Here is a 17,885-nt window from a genome sequence, read left to right as displayed (position 1 = left end):
TTTATCTCCTAAGGACGTTTTGGAGGATTTTTTGTGTCTTTGAGATCTGATTTTAAAGTCTTCACGAAAAATTCTAGCTTTTCTTCATTACAGTTCAATTTATAGAAAGTTGTATTTGAATGATTTTCCACAAATCTAATTATAAATCTGTAATATTCGTTTTCTTTATCAATACTCAAAATAAAAAATGGTTCAATTGTTTCTAAACGTATCCTATCTTGATTCCCTGCTAATAATGCTTCAATCCCTGATATCAGCATTTTATATTCACTTTCTAATAAAGCGGCGGAGTAATCGCGAGCGATTACTTTATTATGTTCTAACAGTTCAAACATTGTTGAGATAAAAGGATCATCCTCCGCCTCTTGATACCTTCTCGGTGTTATGTCAAGTTCCAGACAATCATCTCTAATTTTAGCCATGCTGCCTCCTCGTTTTGGGTGAAAAGAGAGGCTGAGAACCTCTCTTACATTAATAGACTAGGATTCATTTAACATTTCAATCATTTCTGCCGCTTCTAAGTACAATTCATTTATCTTGTTTTGAATTTCTTTTGCGATTTCTTCATCACTTTCTAGATCTGATAAATATCCAGCTTTACCTGAAAACAACTTTTTTTCACAAACCCATATATCTAAGTGGTCTACACAATAGCCGTCTTCATTATCGTGAAAGTCGGTGCCGTCCAAATAAGCTGCAGAAAAAAATATCAATGAATTATAGGTACTCTCAAAACAATCTGAGGGCCGTACTTCTTTTCCTATTTCTTTTTCGTGTCCGACTCTTCCAAAAGCAGCTTCAATTTTCAAACCCATTTTTCTAAACTTTTCTTGATTGTTTCTTATTTTATTTAATGCTATTCGTTCAAATTGTTTTTCTATTTGTAAGATCTCTTTCTGTGTAATAGAATTCAGGTTGATTTTTTTCATATTACACCTCGTTCAGAACTCAGAACATTTACTACTGTCAGTATCTGTACAAGCGAATGTAAGAAATCTGTCTTTTACAATTCATACTTTATGATTTCCTCCATTGTCATCCCTTCAAAATATTTATAAAGAATAGATTCTACAGATGAATGTCCAAATATACCCAATGGGTTAGGGATGTTCTTGCCTGTTTTCTCATCTGCCTCTGCTAATTCATCTTCTGATGCAAATGAATCGCCTTCACTTATGAGATATTTACCGTCTTCATATAAAACAAATTTTAGTTGAGAATTACTGTTTTTCTCTATTATCTCTTGAGGCATCTTGGATATTACTGTCCAATCCCCTTGAAGAAAACCTGTATACCCGGTATTTGCCGCAAATATTTTCTTATTTTCTTCTTTCATTAGACGAATAACTTCTTCTCAGAGTATTTTCAGTAAAAATATTATAGTACTGAATAAGAATGTCATCGTCTTTATTTTTTGATAGATCACCTTCAATAACCCAAGCATAAGTATACTTCCCGATCTTATCCAAAGGTATTTAATAACAGCTCCCGGTACTACTTTAGCTATTGATTTCGCTTTCCTGGTCGTTGCCTTTATTTCTACTATTCGCTTATCAACTAACTCCGTGAAAGAAGAATCTCCATTTGTATTCATAACGGTAACTAAAGTTGCTAAGAATTCTTCTAATATCGGTTCTCTATCCAGATCCCTCTTATATCGTTCACAAAATTTTTCTACCGCATCAAAACATATATCTAAGCCTTCATCACTCAATAACACTTTCTTGTTTTTATATTCTTCTTCCCAATAACCCAATAGAACGGCCTTCTTTCTTTTCTATTTCATACCGCTCATATCCTGAATAATATCGTGTTTGAATTCTGTAAGCGCAGAGGTTAAAAAAGGGTTCCTTCATCAACTCACTCTATATCGTAATCCTCCCACTCCCTCCAGTTGTTATTTACTTCACCTAGATCAACTGAACCTGCGCCTTTTTCAAGATATTGCGCAAATGATTGAAAAGAAATTAATTGGCTTGGATCTGTTAGGTAATCAGGATATTCCCAATCCTCTGTTTCGAACACTCCTTCTGCTTCGCTTTTTAGATCCAGTATATTTAATAGTTTGTTTGGCTTTATCCAAAGCGCCTCTCTAAAAGAAGCATCCTCAAACAAATTCCTGAAATAAGTTTTCCAAGCCCTTTCTTTTGTACTCTTTTGGAATTCATTTCTTTGGTGAATATTTACGCAATAACGAGACTCTTTAATTTCAATTTCCACTACTTCGCTTAATTGTTGAAAATCACTTTCACGATATGTTATTTTCTCACCTGCTTCAGTCTTTAAGGCGAAGTCATCAATTATTATCGATTTGTAGTTGTCTGAAAAACAGTTACTATAGGTATGAATAGCCAGAAAAGGTCCTTTAGAATCTACTTCGAAGCAATGAATTGCCAGTAACCAATTGTCATCATTTAATCTTAATAAGGTACATTTACTCCCAACATAATTAGATTCACGCCATTCAAAAATTGGTCGGTTTAATTCACTAAATTCATCATCTAATAGGCTAAGAATTTCTTTACTTTTAATCAAAATTCATTCTCCTTATTAAATTATTTTTATATTTTATCTTCCACATAATAATTTATTTAATATATAACGGATTATTTCCAATTACTGCATGTCTATAATATCTTCAAAAGTATTGAACAGAATCTGCGTGTGCCCATTTTGGCCACTCTGTGTTACCATCAGCATGTTTTTGAATATATGCTATCTCTTGACGGGAAATTGCTTCGGCAATTGATTGAAAGAAAGGAGACAAACTAGGCAAATCTTTTTCTCCTTCTGGATGCATCCATAATTCTGTTGAATATAATTGTTCATACTCCGAAGAGAGACCCGCTATTTCCAGTTGTTCTTGTTTCGTCAGCCAAAGTGTGTCAAGAAATAATCTATTTTTGGTCATATGCCTCAAACATGTAATCCATTCATTCTTTGGGGAAATCTTATCTTTTATTTCCTGCTCAATAAAAAATTGAAATGTTTTCTCTCTAAGAGACACATTGATTTGTTTACTTGTAAAACCCGATTCTACATCTTCCAATTCCAGAAAATTTCCTTTTTCATCTGCAAATAAAAACGGTTCATCATCTAAAAAACTTACTTCATTATTTGTTAATTGATTACCTACCGCATAAAAATCAATAGCTGGTCCCAATCTCGACAATCCAAACAGCTGAAACGTTAAAAGCCAGTTATCTCTTTCAATAAAAATCGAAAGCTTCCCTTTTGCGAAGTCAAAATTCTCATTATCAAGAAACGGAAACTCTTCCTTATTGAATGAATCGTTAAGCAATGCGAGAATGGCTTCTTTTTTTCCACCCAACAGCCTCACCTCCGTTGATGTCTTTTTCTTAGAATAGCACTAGTATATCCTCCTTGTTTTCGTGAACAAGTTTGACAATGAGGATATAGCCTTTGTCGCTGGCCTTTCTTCCTTAATTTTGATACTGGTTGGTGATCTGCAATCCAATTTCTGCTTTTAGTTCCAGGGTGCCTTCTACCACAAGTATGACAGCCATATTTATTCCCAATTTTGTTTAATACTCTTCTTTCCTTTTTATTTAACCTGCTACTTGTACTTCTTGCAGGAATTGACCTTCTAGCGTATTTACCAGGTTTTAAATACTTCTTGGCGGCCTTCGCAAATCCTAAAGCCTTCTTAGCACCTTTAAACACTTTCCCGGGCCCAAAGTTAGAAGCAGCTGCCCAAGCAGCACCTTTCCACCCTTTACCTGATTTATATGCCTTATACCCATCATAGGCTGCAAATCCGGCATTTACCACAAGCCACACCCAATGCCCGTCCGGATCAACATTCATCACTGGGTTGTTGTTTCCATAAGTATATCCATTCTGATCCAATGAATCCCCATCACTGCCCGGGTCTGGGTCTAGTGATAAGAATACGCCGTTTCTTGGCTCGTAGTAGCGGGCCATGAGATAGTACAGGCCGGTTTCTTCGTCGTATTGGTAGCCTGCGTAGCGGTAGCGGTTGTCTTTTACTTCGTCGCTTGCTTCGGTTTTTGTCGGATTTCCCCATGCATCGTACTGATATTTGGCAACGGTTTTTCCGGTGCTGTCTGAGATGGCGATGACGTCGCCGTGTGCGTTGTAGTGATAGAAATATTTCTTGCCGTTCTCTGTATAGGATAACAGCTGGCCGCTCTCACCGTACGTGTATGATTTTGTGACGTTGTTGTCGGCGTCTGTTTCATACAGGACGTTCAGGCTGTCTCCGTCGTAGAAGTAGTTCGTAACTTTTCCGTTGACGGTTTTTTGGATTCTGTTTCCTTTTTCATCGTATTTGTATGTTGCGAACGGCTTGTCTTCGCCTTTTTTCGTGACGGCGGTCAGGTTGTCTTCTGCGTCCCACGTATATGTGTATTTGCCGTCCGATGTGCGGTTGCCGTTTTTATCATAGGACAGGTCTTCGTCATTCACCTTCGTCAGCTGGTTCATGATGTTGAAGGATGCGTTGACTGATTTGCTTGCGCCGTCCTTTGTGGCGGTGACGTTTGTCCGGTTGCCGAAGCCGTCGTACGTATATTGAATGACGGTGCCGTCTTCATGTGTTTCTTTGACGAGCTGGTTGAGCTTGCCGTATTCGTACTGCACCTTTCCGCCCGCTGAGCTGTCGATGACCGTGCGGTTGCCGTTGGCGTCATATTCATAGCTTTCCCGGAAGATGCTGCCGCCGTTTTTCGTTCCGATATGAAGAGAGCTGACGAGATTCCGCTCATCATATGAAAAACTCGTGCCGACTTCATTGCCGCTGATGAATGTCTGGACATTGCCGTTTTCATCATAATCAAATGTATAGGCTGAAGTGCCGTCTTTCATTTCAATCATTTGATCAAGTTTGTTGTACGTAAAGCTGTTTGTTCCTTTTTGGCCGCCGTGGCTCCATGAGAAAGTTTTCAGCTTATCCGAATCAGCCGGATACGTCCAGCTTTGGCTGCCGCCGCGGTCGGTTAATTCGGTCAGGCGGTTTTTGTTGTCAAAGGTGCGTTTTTTCGTTGTATTTTGTTCTTTGTTTGTGACAGACGTTTCATTGCCGTTTTTGTCATAGGTAAAGTTATATTTTTCAGTGCCGTTATACGCTTTTGACTTAACCCGATCGGTGCCGTCATAGGTCAGCGACACTTCATTGCCGTTGGCGGAAACGGTTTTCGTCAAGTTACTGTTGGCGTCATATTCACTCTTCAGTACATTGCCGAGCGGGTCGGTTGTTTTGACGAGCTTGCCCATGACGTCATATTCATATTGATAGGTCTGGTCCGTGCCGGCCCGAATCGTTTTTGTCAGCTCATTTCCTTCCTTGTCATAGCTGTGAAGGATGGATGTGCCGTTTGACAGGGTCAGCTTTGTCAGCTGGTCGGCCTGATCGTATTCGTAGGCGGTTGTTTCGCCTTTCGCGTCGGTTTCAGATGTTTTCTTGCCAGTCTCGTCATATGAAGCAGTGCTTGCATAACCTAGTTCGTCTTCTTCTTTTGTGACGTAGTTTCCTTTTTCGTCATAGGTGTTTTTCGTCAGGATGCTTCCTTCGATTAAACGGATATCATCAAACCACGCCGTTCCTATGGCGCTTTTTTGGAACAGAATGCTGATTTCGATTTTATTGATCGGCTTTGTTTTCGGAATGACTGCCGCTGCCCGGTTCCATTCTTGGGTCCCCTGCGGGAATTTGGCGGTGTAGACGCCCGTCGTTCCGTCCGCATAAGTGACGCCGGCCTGAAGAGCGTAATCATTGTCGTTCGTTAATTTTACACCGTCAGCCTTGGACATTCCTGTCAGCGTGATATATACCGGCTTATCGTCCGCGCTTTGGCCTAATGTAACGGTTTGTTTTGCGGCCGCATTGGCTTGTGATGCATTTGTGCGGGACGCTTTTAATGAGCTGTCATCATCGAAGCCTTCATCAAGGTCAGCGGCGGCTCCGCTTGTGCTCCAGCCGTCTGCTTTAGCCGTGAAACTGCTGTTTTGCACCGGGTTATAGCTTGAAGAGACTTCGCCTTTTTCCAGCTGAACCTGATCAAACCACGCTTTTCCTTTGCCGTCCTTGTCGTTATGGTCCACTTCCATATAGACGATGGCTTTTCCTGCATTGGCCGGTGTTGTAAAGGTGATCTGCCGTTTCGTCCAGTCATTCTTTCCGGCTAATGCGCCTGATTCATTGTGAATCCATTGAATGCGTTTTTGGTCTTTGTCACGCAGATCAATGTTGAAATACGCTCTTGCCTTTGTCAGATCCGTTTTGATCTGGCCGCTGAGTGTATACGTCGTATTCGGCTCAAGCTGCACTTCCTGCGTTGCGGACGCATGGCCGTGCTCTGTTCCGGCTGAAGCGGATTGTGAGGAGATCTCCAGTGCTTTTTGTCCGGACAGCGCGCCGCTTCTTGCTTTTACAGATGCAATACTTCCGCTGTCTCTCGTAGCGGTGAGATTCCAGCCCAGCTTTGTTCCTTCAAAGCTGCCGTCTTTCAGCAGGCTTGCCGAAGCTGCCAGCTCTTTGCTTGATTGAATGAGATTCCCATACTTGTCATAAACGGCGGCGGATGAGGATTTTCCGCTTTGATCCGTCTCAGAAACGGCATCCAGTCCGTCGTACGCAATATCAGTGACGTTCCCCTCGGTGTCCTTCATTTTCGTTACGTCATTGTTTTTGTTGTACTGATACGTTTCGGTGCCGTAGTTGTCTTTTACGGCTGTGACGTTGCCGTCTTTATCATATTGATAGCTTTCTGTCGCTTTGCCCGTATCCGCGTCGTTCGGATCGGTGTCCTGAATGACGTTGTTGCCTTCGTATACAGTGTTGGTCGTGATTTTCAGCCCTTCGGCATCATCGATCATCTGAATCGGGTTGCCCGCCTCATTATAGCCGTACTGCACTTGGCGGCCGTTCGGCTGCGTCATGAGCAGCGTTTTTTTGTCCGCGTCATAGCTGTAGTCGTACGTTTCTTTTTTCGCATTGACGGCTTTGGCCAGGCGGTGGCCGCTATATTGGTATTCAGTGAACAGCGGTTTGTCATCCGTGCTGTTTGCGGAATACTGCTTGACGAGGCGCCCCTCGTCATCGTAGTCATAGCTTGTGACGCTGCCGTCAGTATCCGTCACCTTTTTGAGAAGGTCTTTGTCATATGAATACGAAATCTTTTTGTTTTTCGGCCCTGTAAGAGATGTGACATGGCCGTTTTCATCATAGGTAAATGTCAGCTTGCGCCCTGATGCGTCTGTTATGGCGGTCAGCTGATTGCTGTCGTTATACTCGTATACGGTTGTGTTGTTGTGTCCGTCAACGATTTTTTGGAGCTTGCCGCCTTTTTTGCTGAAATAAGCGTTCGTCTGATCTTTTGTTTTTAATACAAATTGATCGCTTGTTTCCGTCAGTTCGAGATAAACGCCCGTCGGCGGCTGATACGTGCCGTCAGATTTTTTCGTGAAGACATGTGTTGTCGCGTCCTCATCAATATAAACGGCTCTGCCGTCTTCAGAAAGAATCGACGTTTCCGCATCGGCATACCAGCCTTGGCCGAACATATGGTCAGAGCTGTCAAGGCTGTTGAAGGTCCGGGAGAGTCCGAGCCCCGGTCCGCGTCCGTCGATTGACATATCTTCTTCATTGACGATGACATTTCCCGTTGCGCCGTTCAGCTGTCCGTCCGGAATGTCGATAATAGACCAGAATTCTTCCGTTCCGAGGAATTCCGCCCCTTCATGGAAAACAGGGTTAAAAGGTGCCGTCGGTATGCTGTCACCGTTTGCGTCATAGGCGGTCAGCGTAAAGGAATAGTTCTTCTTCCCTTTGTAATTGCCGTTTGCGTTTTCGTAAACAGGTGAAGGGTCAAGCGCCAGTTCGCCGCCCTTTCCGTCCGTGTGAAGCTGGAATCTTCCCGCTTTCACTTCATCGGCTGAAGGCCAGATGTGTTTGTTTTGGGTCGTCCAATGATCGGTATCACCGATATCGTATGATTGATAGTCTTTTCCGTTGTAGATGTTGATTTTGTAGCCTTTGGCGTTTTTCACCTTATCCCATATGAGATTGACATAACCCGTTTGGCTGGATTTCGTGTTCGTATAGACGTAGCCTGTCAGGTTTTTCGGCTTTGCGATATCAGGCAGCGCCGGACTCGCTTCCGGTGAGGCGATCGCTTCTCCGTCTTTGTTATAGGCAATGACTTTAAATCCGTAGGTTTTCCGGTTCGCATCTCCGCCGGCGTTTTTATAAACAGAGCCCGGGTTGATTGGCAATTCCGCGCCTTTTTTGTCTTTCAGGTGAAGCGCATATTTTCCGGCGCTGATTTCCGCCTTTGTCGGCCAGATGTTTTGATTTTTTGTGGACCAGGATGTTTTATTTCCGAGGTCAAGCGTTTCAAAGCTTTTGCCGTTATAAACTTGCATTTTATACCCGGCAGCGCCTGATACGGCTTTCCAGGAAAGATCAAACCAGCCTGTGGCGTTGTTGTTATTAAAGCCTTTCGTGCTCGGTCTCTGAACTCTGCCAATATTCGGAATGACGGGCTTGGCGGCCGCAGACATGGCGCCTTCTCCTTGGTCAAACACCGCGCTGACCGCGACCCAGTAATTTTTACTTGCCGGATAGCTGCCGCCGGAGTTTTTATAGACCGGCGAAGGATTAAGCGCTAATTCACTTCCGCCTTTTCCGTCTGTATGCAGCTTATATTTGCCGGAGTCGATTTCCGCTTTTGTCGGCCAAATCTTTTTTCCTCTTGTGCTCCAAGAGGTTGCATTGCCGACCGGAATGGCTTGATATTCTTTCCCGTTATAAAGCCACACTTTATAGCTTTTGGCGCCTTCAGCTTTTTTCCAGCTGATATTGAAAAATCCTGTCGAATCTCCGTTATGATACGCTTTGACAGACGGCGTGTCCGCCTTCGGAATCGTGTATGTCACTTCAATGTATGGTTTTTTAGCAGAGTTTGCTGATGACATCAGTTTCTTCCAATATTCTTTTCCGTTGCCGTTTGCGTGAAGCTTAAAGCCGTAATTGGCGCCGCCGCTATTCCACGACTTGACTGCGGAGGTGACATCGAAGCTTGCCCATTGGCCTTTATAGACCTCGGCTTTGCCGATGTTTTTGGAGCCCGGCTTGTTCTTCCACGTAATCTTGGCATTGTCGTAATTGCTGTTAACGGTGTCGAGCCAAAGCCCCGTCGCCTTTGATCCGTAATAGGAGTGGGCTGTGTATGCTTTGAGCGTCGCTTTCGTCACCGTCATGTTTTTGATCGGCTTTAGATTATCAAACTTCATAAAAGCGTAGTTCGTTCCGGTTGAACCGTCATAATATCCAGTTTTCAGCACGTACGCTTTCAATCCGGCATCCCATTTCTGCGATGCGGCAGAGTAGTTTGTCGTCGGGTACGCGCTCATGACAAAGGTATCGGATGACACAGATACTGATGTTGAAGGGTCAATAGATACCGGATAAACCCGCTTGGGATCTTTCAGCCATTTTTCATCGGCCGTTACATGGAGCAAGTAGCCTTCGCTGTTTTTTTCAAGTTTGAAGCTGACATCTTCTGACCTGTTGACTTCACCTGACTTTTCGTCGAGATCTGAGTCGGTCATAAAGGGCTTCGGCACGGTGTAGACGACATTGTCTTTATCATCAGAAAACGCGATCGAGCCGTCTTCCTGTTCTTTAGCCTGCAGGTCGGTTTTGATTTGAAAGGTGAAGGAATTGTAGCCTTCATATTTGTGAAGCACAAGGTCTTCTTTTATGTTTTCGTTAAATGTGTAGGTTTGTAAATCAATTGCAGGAAACACTTGCTGATACGTAAGCTCGTTGCTGTCTTCCCTTACTTTTGCTGAGGCATCTGTCGGAGTAATTGCAGCCTGATCGGGGCCTTTTGCGCCGGTTAATGAGTATGTGAGCTTATGATCATCGTGTTCAAATGTAGCGTATAATCCGTTTTTCATTTGCTTCAGAAAATCGGAGTTCAGCACTGTATTTTCCGTCCCGACTTCCTTTGAGCCGGTTTTCAATTCAGGAGAAACGTCTTCCCAGTCCGCATTGGCGGTTTCTTTCGTATGAATGGGGTCTGTGTAGATTTCCTGTTTGTACACACCCTCGCCTTCATAGTAAAGCTTTGAATTCTCAGTTCTTTCAGACGTGATCTCACCGTCTTGATTGATATCTTTTTGATCAAAAGGCATCTGCTCAGATGCTTTTTCCGCCGGAAGATCTTTTTCCGGGTCTGCGGCCGGAATGGCGGCGGTTTTCGCTTGAACTTGTTTATCACGCGTTTCTGCCGCAAACACATCGGCAGGCGCAATGGAAATCATCAGCGTTGCCGCAAGAGTGCCGGCCAGCCACTTTTTCCACTTGTTCTTTTTTCCTATTTTCATAGGTTCTCCTCCTTCTTTTGTAATTTAGGCTTAACAATAGTAATATTATTGAAATTGTTTATCAATATTTTCCTAGGTATTTAAGGTTATTTTAAGGATTATAGGAATTTTGAACCTTTTATTCATATAAAAAAACCGCCGGCTGCCGGCGGTTTTTCGTATTATGGATAGCGGAGATTTGTATTTTGCGCTCCCGCGTAGGATTGGGCGAAGTTTTTGGCGTCCTGGGCTGAAAGGGTGCCATAGCTGTAATTTGATCTCGGATTCCAGCCGGTGCGCGGTGATTTCGGGGCTTTGAGCGACGGGAATGAACCGGTGTCAGTGAATTGGGCGGTCCCGTAGTCGTCTATCATTCCGCCTTTTTCATTTCCGTTGCCGAAATAGTTGGCTTCTGAGAAGACAGTCGCGTTTGTATGAATGGTGAATCCTAAATTGAAATTGGTCACATAGTTGTTTTTCGCATGAAAATAGCCGTATCTCATCAGGCCCGGTGAACGCACATAGACGTTATTAAAATAGTTGTTGGTGATCGTCATATGCGGATAGCCGATATAATTGCGCCCTTCGTTATCATCATTCGGATAACCGAGAATCAGGCCGTACAGATGGTCTGTGAATTTAGAGTTAGACAGCGTCACAAAATCCGCTTTGGCGCCGACATACAGAAGCTTTCCCAAATCGCTGCGGCTGTTCGGATTGTAGCTGTGTCCTTCAAACCACACGTGGTCAATCCAGTAATTCTGTCCGTTCGCTATGTACATCGGAATGTCGTTGTTGCCCGTAATGGCGGCACTATGGCTGATAATGAGATTTTTGAAAATCACATTGTTTGAGCCGGAGCCGGTGGTCAGATAGATGTTGGTCAGCCTGTGGCTGGTATAAGAGCCGACGATGGTTTTATTGGCGCCGACTGTCACAACGGCTTTACCCGGGGAAGAAATATCACTTGTGATGACGATGGTTTTGCGATCCGTTCCGCCCGCATTGTTTTTCAAATCATTGAGATTGCTGACGTAGACGACGGGGCCGCCCTGGCCTCCCGATACGGCGGATTTTGCTTTTCCGTTATGATCCTTCGCATTTCCCGCGAATCCGGTAAGTCCCTGCATCACATCCGGATAAGCCGCTGCCGCTTCTGCCTGCTTTGATACGGAACATACGATGGCCAGACAAAGCGCAAAGCCGAGTGCAGCCAAGAAAGCGAGATGACGCGTCTTGTTTATCATGCCCTTCACTCCTTTAATCTCTTAAATTGTAAACACAAGAAGTATTATACAATTACTATCCCCTTTTTCCATGATCTGTTTGTCTGCTTTTTCGTTATGGCTGAATAGCCCCAAAATAAAAAAAGCAGCCGGTACGGCCGCCTATATACGGGTGCTGTCTGCCTGAGTTTCCGACGGCACGGCTTTTTGCTTTCGAATCAGGGACAGCGCCATTCCCGCAAAAATCAATACAATCCCCAAAGATTGATAAAGGTCGGGGCGAAATCCCGTAAATACGGTGTCAAGCACAATCGCCACCGCCGGATCAAGAAATACGATGATTGAAATAAACCGGGTGGATAAAAACCGCAAGCTGTCAAAAAAGAGCAAATACACAATTCCCGTATGAATGATACCGGTTGACACAATCATGATCCAATTCACATGCGACAAATCAGAAAAAGCGCCGAAACGGACGAACGGAAGAAGAATGATAACGCCCAATCCGGTCTGCAAACAGGTGACGGCGTATGGGCTGAGACTGTTGATACCTTTCCCGGCCAGTGTCGTAAAAGCATAAAAAAGGGCGGCCAGCACGGCCCAAATAATACCCGATCCCATCAGCTGAGAAAATGATGTATTTCCGTTGATGCCGGAAATCAGGGCGGTGCCCAGAAAGCAAATCACGATGGAAGTGACGGATATGAGATGCAGTTTTTCCCGGTATATAAGGCTCCCTAGGAGAAGGACAAGAACCGGAGCCAGATGATAAACGGAAATCGCTATCGTCACTGATGTCTCCTCAAATGATTTAAATAAAAACACCCAGTTCAGCACGAGAAAAAATCCGCAGGCCAGTGTCTGCAGCACCTCACGCCGGTTCCATTGTTCGGTGCGATACCGTCCGGAACCAAACCAGCAAACGCCCAGAAACAATGAGGCGCACAGACATCTCACAAAGACCAGTTCAATTGAAGGCACATTCGTATGTTCCGAGAAAAAGCCGATTGATCCGAAAATGACCATGGAAATGACCATTTTGATGACGGCATTTGATGTTTGTTCAGCTTGCATTGATTCGCTTCCCCCATATCATTGACTGTTTATTCAGACAAATACTAACAGCCATTTTACTTGATTCAGAGGAAGATTTCATCCTATTTTTCGAAAGACGGCGGTCTTTTCTCATTAAAAAAAGCCCCGCATCAGCAGGGTCTTCTGTTTAATGAACGATCAGTACAGGACAAGGAGACAATTGTGAGACCTTATGGCTCACGCTTCCGAGCATCATTTCTTTAAATCCGCTGATTCCGCGGCTTCCGACGACAATCAGATTGAAATGCTGTTCTTTCGCTATGTTTAAAATTTGATGCGCAGGTTCGCCTTGGACGTATAGGCTTTCCGCATTTACCCCGCTTTCAGCCGCTTTCTGCTTGGCATCTTCCAGAATGGCCGCTCCTTTTTGCTCGACTTCATGTTTAATGTCTTCAATGAAGTTTTCCGGAACATAGACAATCCCTGTTAAGGCTGATGTGGAGACAACGGCTTCACGTCCCGCATAGAGAATGGTGAGTTCAGCCTGCTGTTCTTTCGCCAGATGGATCGCTGCGTCCAGGGCTTTATTGCTCATGTCTGAACCGTCTACTGCTGCAAGAATTTTTTTAAACATATGAATCCCGCCTTTCTGCTTTTATTGTCCTCCTCTCTTTGCTGAATGTCAATTTTGCCGGCTTTCTCCGGAACATTACGCTTACAGACTTTCTCCGTTTGTGGCGATGACGTTTTTATACCAATAAAAACTTTTCTTTTTCTTTCTTTCAAACGTGCCTTTTCCGTCATTGCCGCGGTCGACATAGATATAGCCGTAGCGTTTTTTCATTTCTGCCGTTGAGGCGCTGACGAGGTCAATCGGCCCCCACGACGTGTAGCCGATCAGGTCGACGCCGTCTTCAATCGCCTCTCTTGCCTCTATTAAATGATCACGCAGATAATTGATTCGATAATCATCCTGAATGGTTCCGTCCTCCTCCGGCTGATCAACCGCGCCGAGCCCGTTTTCGACGATGAAGAGCGGTTTCTGATAACGGTCGTACAGCTTGTTTAAGGTGATGCGCAAGCCCTTCGGATCAATCTGCCAGCCCCATTCGGAAGATTTCAGGTACGGGTTTTTCACGCCGCCGAGGAGATTTCCCTTAGATTGCGCCAGATCCTCAGGCGCCGTGCTGGCCGTCATCGACATGTAGTAGCTGAAGCCGATGTAATCCACCGTATGTTCTTTCAGGAGCGCCTCGTCTCCTTCCTTCATCTCGATCGTAATTCCGTTTTCTTTAAAGAAGCGCTTCATGTAGCCCGGATAGCTGCCCCTCGCCTGCACATCAGAAAAGAACAGCGTGCTCCGCTCTTTTTGCAAAGCCGCATATACATCCTCCGGCTTCGGCGTCATCGGATACGTCGTCGTCGCGGCGATCATGCAGCCGATCTGGGAATCCGGGATGATCTCGTGGCCGGCTTTTACCGCCAGCGCGCTCGCCACAAATTGATGATGGGCCGCTTGGTACATCGTGTTTTGTTTATTTTCGCCTTCCCGGAATATAAGACCGCCGCCTGTAAACGGAGCATGAAGAACAACGTTGATTTCATTGAAGGTCATCCAATATTTCACCTTGTCTTTATAACGTGTGAAAACAGTCCGGGCGTACCGCTCATAGAAATCGACCGTCCGGCGGTTTCTCCAGCCGCCATAGTTTTTCACAAGACCGAGCGGCATCTCATAATGAGAAATCGTGACGACCGGTTCGATCTGATGTTTTCTCAATTCGTCAAACAAACGGTCGTAAAATTGCAGCCCTTCTTCGTTCGGTTCTGTTTCATCGCCGTTCGGAAAAATTCTCGTCCACGCAATGGAGGTCCGGAACGCTTTAAAGCCCATCTCCGCAAACAGGGCGATATCCTCTTGATAGCGGTGATAAAAATCAATCGCGTCATGATACAGATTCAGCGCATCGTCCGTCTCATGAAACGGAGACATAATGCCGTCCGGGGAGACATCCGCCGTAGAAAGTCCTTTGCCCCCTTCTTTATAAGCTCCTTCAATCTGATTGGCAGCCGTTGCGCCGCCCCATAAAAAACCTTCCGGAAATCTCTTCATGTTTTCTCCACCTCTTTTTCAGGATAACGCCAGAAGCGCTTCGTTCGGTTTGACCATTCCGCTTTTTTTCACGTCTGTAAATGAATATTGATCCGTATTCGTAATGATGACCGGCGTGATCACGTCAAAACCGGCAGCCTTTATCTCTTCGATATCAAAAGTAATCAGCAGATCTCCCGGTGCGACGGCATCGCCTTCTTTGACGTGCATTTCAAAATGCCTGCCATCCAGCCGTACCGTATCAAGCCCGATATGAATGAGAATTTCGGCTCCCCGGGCGCTCGTAATGCCGATGGCGTGCTTTGTTTTAAATACGGCTGTCACCCTGCCTTCTACGGGAGAAACCACCGCGCCCTCTTCAGGCAGAATCGCAAAACCTTTTCCCATCATTCCACCGGAAAAGACGCTGTCGTTCACTTCGCTTAATGCTTTCACTTCGCCTTTAATCGGGCTGTGAATGATTTCTCCGCCTGCCGTCACACCCGGCGTTTCAGATGCTTTGTCCCGTTCGGACTGTACATCCTCAAACCCGATCAGAAGTGCCGCCGCCATACCCGCCGCAAACGAGATAAAAAGCCCGATCAGCGCGTAAAGAAACGTCGGCCCGATAAAGACCGGAATGCTCGGCAGACCGGCGTTTCCGCCCACAATGTAGGAAGCGACACCCGTTACACCGTAAAAAGCACCGCCTGCCGCGCCGCCGATTAATGCAGCCGCGAACGGTTTTTTCAATCTCATGTTGACGCCGTACATGGCAGGTTCGGTTATGCCCATCAATGCCGTAATGCTCGTCGTAAACGCGAGTGATTTGAAGGTTTTGTTTTTTGATTTCAAGAAAACCGCAAATGACGCGCCGGCCTGCCCCATGTTCGCCAAAAACATCGCAGGCAGAATGTAATCATGTCCGTTTTGGGCAATGTTATTGATCATGATCGGCACAAGCGCATAATGCATCCCCGTCATAATGATTAGCGAAAACGTGCCGGCAAGCAGAATCATCGCGGCAATGCCCGCATGATTGAACAAATCATTGACGCCGACAGACAGGTAATTCCCGAGAATCGCGCCGAGCGGACCGACTGTGATCAGGGTGACAGGCACGACGATCACAAGCGTAAGCATCGGAACGGCAATCAATTTCAAAGATGAAGGAGTGATTCGGTCAATTCCCTTCTCCACATAGGACATCAGCCAGATCGCCAGCAAAATCGGGATAACTGTCGATGAATACGTGGCAGCGGTTACAGGAAGACCGATAAAGGAGATGCTTTTCCCTGCTCCAAGCAGGGCCGTTAAATCCGGATGCAGGATCGCACCCGCCACAGCGGCCGCCACGTACGGATTACATCTGAATTTTCTCGCCGCGCTTACTGCAAGCAAAAGCGGCAGAAAATAAAACGCACCGTCACCGACAGCCGTAAGAATGCTGTGAGTCTGGCTCTTCTCCGACATCCAGCCGAATGTCACCGCTAGCGCGACAAGCCCTTTTATCATGCCGGCTCCGGCAATGGCCGGCAGAATCGGCGTAAACACGCCGGAAATCACATCAAATACAGCACTCAGAACATTTTTCTTCTGTTTCGATGTTTTGTTTGCGCTTTCATCACTGAGCCCGCTGCTCTCCATCAAAGCCTGATACACCTTCGGCACATGATTGCCGACAATGATCTGAAACTGCCCGCCGCTGATATTTGTCCCCATCACGCCTTCCGTCTGTTCCAGCCCGCTCCGATCTGCTTTCGCATTGTCATACAGATTAAAACGAAGCCGCGTCATGCAATGGATGACACTCTGAACATTCTCCTCCCCGCCGACAAGTTGTAAAATCTCTTTTGATATTTTATGATAGTCCATGAGTATACCTCCTTAAAAATGGGGGAACTGCCGGACGAAAGGTGGCCGCCTTTCTCCGGCTTTTTTGTTATGAAATCAGCATCACCTCCGAAAAAAGGGTATAAAAAAAACCCAAACTGCACAGAACACGGGGGTCTCCCCCTGTCTGACGCAATTTAGGTTTTGCCTGCGGTTTGCAGTAACAATCCTGGGTGAATGATATTGGGTTGATATGTATACTTTAGCACTGGATTTATTGGGTGTCAACGCTTACATTTTTAAAAGTGAGATCCTTTTACATATTGTTCTTTAAATAGTTTAGGTGAAAACTCAAAAGGCACTTCTTTTGAGTTTTTATAAAGGGCAACCACTAATATACATTTAAAAAACATTTCTAATTTGTTATTCCATATTTGCTCGTTACAGCTCATAATCTAAGCTCTTGTTCCATAGCATAGTCAGTTCTTGCCGAATGTAACGCGCTCATTACTGCCAGCATGAGGCATCACCTTCTAAGTAAAATCGGGCCTATTTAGACTGTTACCATGTTTCATGATAGGTTATTCGGATAAAAAGACCTATCAAATCCTCTACTTTAATTTTTTAAATAAATTGATTTATAAAATTAAAGTAGGTTATGATATTCTATAAAAAAGATAGGTGGGACAATCAATTATGAAGACTAAAGAAGATGATTTGAAAATAGCTATAGAAGTATTTGATCGTTGTTGCAAAAAATTGTATAAACACAGAAATCCTAACATACGTTTAGAGAAGAGCTCTGAACTTTTAAGCAATTGGTTTTTAGATGGTCTGAAAGATCTAAACCCTCTTACTTTAGGATCGAACTCCCATCCAGATTTTATTGTTCAAAATGTGGGCTTTGAGTTGAAGTCTACAAAAACTAAAGGTTTAATTCAATTTAACTCTACTATCCCTTGTGGGGGTTATTTACATAATAATGAAGAAAGAGAATGTTATTATGTAATAGCTCGTTACATAAAGGACAGGCAATTTGGCTACCTAGAAGATTTTACATTAGTAGATGGTGACTTTTTCAACAATGATAGAAACCTGTCTTTTACACATCGCAATAGCCAAGAAAAAAAATTCGGATCCTTTCAGGATGGCATTGTTAGATACAGAAAAATGTATCATTTTCCTTCTCCACATAATGAAATACCGGGCGTTAGATTTATATCTAAATATAACAATGCTCAATCTTATAATTCTAATTTACAATTAGAAAAGGAAATAAGTAGAAGTAATTCCACTTGTGAAGAATTTACTTTTTATGTTTATGCGCATGATTTATTAGTGTGACT

General features: G+C 44.4%; 13 protein-coding genes. 1 reads left to right on the top strand and 12 read right to left on the bottom strand.

What is annotated here, in order from left to right; all coding sequences use genetic code 11:
- Positions 1-8 precede the first annotated feature (8 nt).
- The 12 genes from OVA33_RS05520 to OVA33_RS05465 all read right to left on the bottom strand — a co-directional run bounded on the left by OVA33_RS05520 (position 9) and on the right by OVA33_RS05465 (position 16,581).
- Positions 9-422, bottom strand: coding sequence for a WapI family immunity protein (locus OVA33_RS05520; RefSeq protein WP_017418576.1), 414 nt, complete (start codon positions 420-422; stop codon positions 9-11).
- A 57-nt stretch (positions 423-479) separates the two neighbouring features.
- Complete coding sequence (locus OVA33_RS05515) at positions 480-929, bottom strand: hypothetical protein (RefSeq protein ID WP_017418575.1); 450 nt, start codon at positions 927-929, stop codon at positions 480-482.
- Positions 930-1,003: 74 nt separating this feature from the next.
- Entirely contained in the window at positions 1,004-1,336 is a 333-nt protein-coding gene (locus tag OVA33_RS05510) for a hypothetical protein (protein ID WP_224443211.1), read from the bottom strand.
- 18 nt (positions 1,337-1,354) lie between these two features.
- Entirely contained in the window at positions 1,355-1,756 is a 402-nt protein-coding gene (locus OVA33_RS05505) for a hypothetical protein (protein WP_017418573.1), read from the bottom strand.
- Positions 1,757-1,860: 104 nt separating this feature from the next.
- Positions 1,861-2,535, bottom strand: a complete 675-nt coding sequence (locus tag OVA33_RS05500; RefSeq protein ID WP_017418572.1) for a DUF7003 family protein — start codon at positions 2,533-2,535, stop codon at positions 1,861-1,863.
- Positions 2,536-2,638: 103 nt separating this feature from the next.
- Positions 2,639-3,340, bottom strand: a complete 702-nt coding sequence (locus OVA33_RS05495) for a DUF7003 family protein (RefSeq protein WP_394852748.1) — start codon at positions 3,338-3,340, stop codon at positions 2,639-2,641.
- Entirely contained in the window at positions 3,337-10,374 is a 7,038-nt protein-coding gene (locus tag OVA33_RS05490; RefSeq protein WP_063636545.1) for a DNRLRE domain-containing protein, read from the bottom strand. Before OVA33_RS05490 ends, OVA33_RS05495 begins: the two co-directional genes overlap by 4 nt.
- A 161-nt stretch (positions 10,375-10,535) precedes the next feature.
- Positions 10,536-11,600, bottom strand: coding sequence for a polysaccharide lyase family 1 protein (locus OVA33_RS05485; RefSeq protein WP_025650036.1), 1,065 nt, complete (start codon positions 11,598-11,600; stop codon positions 10,536-10,538).
- A 141-nt stretch (positions 11,601-11,741) separates the two neighbouring features.
- Positions 11,742-12,653 (bottom strand): DMT family transporter, encoded by a 912-nt coding sequence (locus OVA33_RS05480; protein ID WP_025650035.1) that lies wholly within the window; start codon positions 12,651-12,653, stop codon positions 11,742-11,744.
- A 148-nt stretch (positions 12,654-12,801) separates the two neighbouring features.
- Positions 12,802-13,248, bottom strand: coding sequence for a universal stress protein (locus OVA33_RS05475; RefSeq protein ID WP_007407802.1), 447 nt, complete (start codon positions 13,246-13,248; stop codon positions 12,802-12,804).
- An 81-nt stretch (positions 13,249-13,329) separates the two neighbouring features.
- Positions 13,330-14,727 carry an aryl-phospho-beta-d-glucosidase gene (locus OVA33_RS05470; protein WP_025650034.1) on the bottom strand — a complete coding sequence of 466 codons (1,398 nt, stop codon included), beginning with the start codon at positions 14,725-14,727 and terminating at the stop codon, positions 13,330-13,332.
- 18 nt (positions 14,728-14,745) lie between these two features.
- A complete protein-coding gene (locus OVA33_RS05465) occupies positions 14,746-16,581 on the bottom strand; it encodes a beta-glucoside-specific PTS transporter subunit IIABC (protein WP_025650033.1) in 1,836 nt (611 codons plus the stop codon).
- A 654-nt stretch (positions 16,582-17,235) separates the two neighbouring features.
- Here OVA33_RS05465 and OVA33_RS05460 point away from each other — a divergent pair.
- Positions 17,236-17,883 carry a hypothetical protein gene (locus tag OVA33_RS05460; RefSeq protein ID WP_065180339.1) on the top strand — a complete coding sequence of 216 codons (648 nt, stop codon included), beginning with the start codon at positions 17,236-17,238 and terminating at the stop codon, positions 17,881-17,883.
- The last annotated feature ends 2 nt before the right edge of the window (positions 17,884-17,885 follow it).

The organism is Bacillus sp. KICET-1, from assembly GCF_027721405.1.
Classification (GTDB): Bacteria; Bacillota; Bacilli; order Bacillales; family Bacillaceae; genus Bacillus; species Bacillus velezensis.
The sequence above is the reverse complement of the archived record's forward strand: the minus strand, read 5'-3'. Positions and strand labels throughout refer to the sequence as shown.

What these genes read in the sequence shown, in the direction of transcription:
- OVA33_RS05520 (WP_017418576.1), bottom strand. Translation starts at nt 422, where the DNA reads ATGGCTAAAATTAGAGATGATTGTCTGGAACTTGACATAACACCGAGA.
- OVA33_RS05515 (WP_017418575.1), bottom strand. Translation starts at nt 929, where the DNA reads ATGAAAAAAATCAACCTGAATTCTATTACACAGAAAGAGATCTTACAA.
- OVA33_RS05510 (WP_224443211.1), bottom strand. Translation starts at nt 1,336, where the DNA reads ATGAAAGAAGAAAATAAGAAAATATTTGCGGCAAATACCGGGTATACA.
- OVA33_RS05490 (WP_063636545.1), bottom strand. Translation starts at nt 10,374, where the DNA reads ATGAAAATAGGAAAAAAGAACAAGTGGAAAAAGTGGCTGGCCGGCACT.
- OVA33_RS05485 (WP_025650036.1), bottom strand. Translation starts at nt 11,600, where the DNA reads ATGATAAACAAGACGCGTCATCTCGCTTTCTTGGCTGCACTCGGCTTT.
- OVA33_RS05480 (WP_025650035.1), bottom strand. Translation starts at nt 12,653, where the DNA reads ATGCAAGCTGAACAAACATCAAATGCCGTCATCAAAATGGTCATTTCC.
- OVA33_RS05475 (WP_007407802.1), bottom strand. Translation starts at nt 13,248, where the DNA reads ATGTTTAAAAAAATTCTTGCAGCAGTAGACGGTTCAGACATGAGCAAT.
- OVA33_RS05470 (WP_025650034.1), bottom strand. Translation starts at nt 14,727, where the DNA reads ATGAAGAGATTTCCGGAAGGTTTTTTATGGGGCGGCGCAACGGCTGCC.
- OVA33_RS05465 (WP_025650033.1), bottom strand. Translation starts at nt 16,581, where the DNA reads ATGGACTATCATAAAATATCAAAAGAGATTTTACAACTTGTCGGCGGG.
- OVA33_RS05460 (WP_065180339.1), top strand. Translation starts at nt 17,236, where the DNA reads ATGAAGACTAAAGAAGATGATTTGAAAATAGCTATAGAAGTATTTGAT.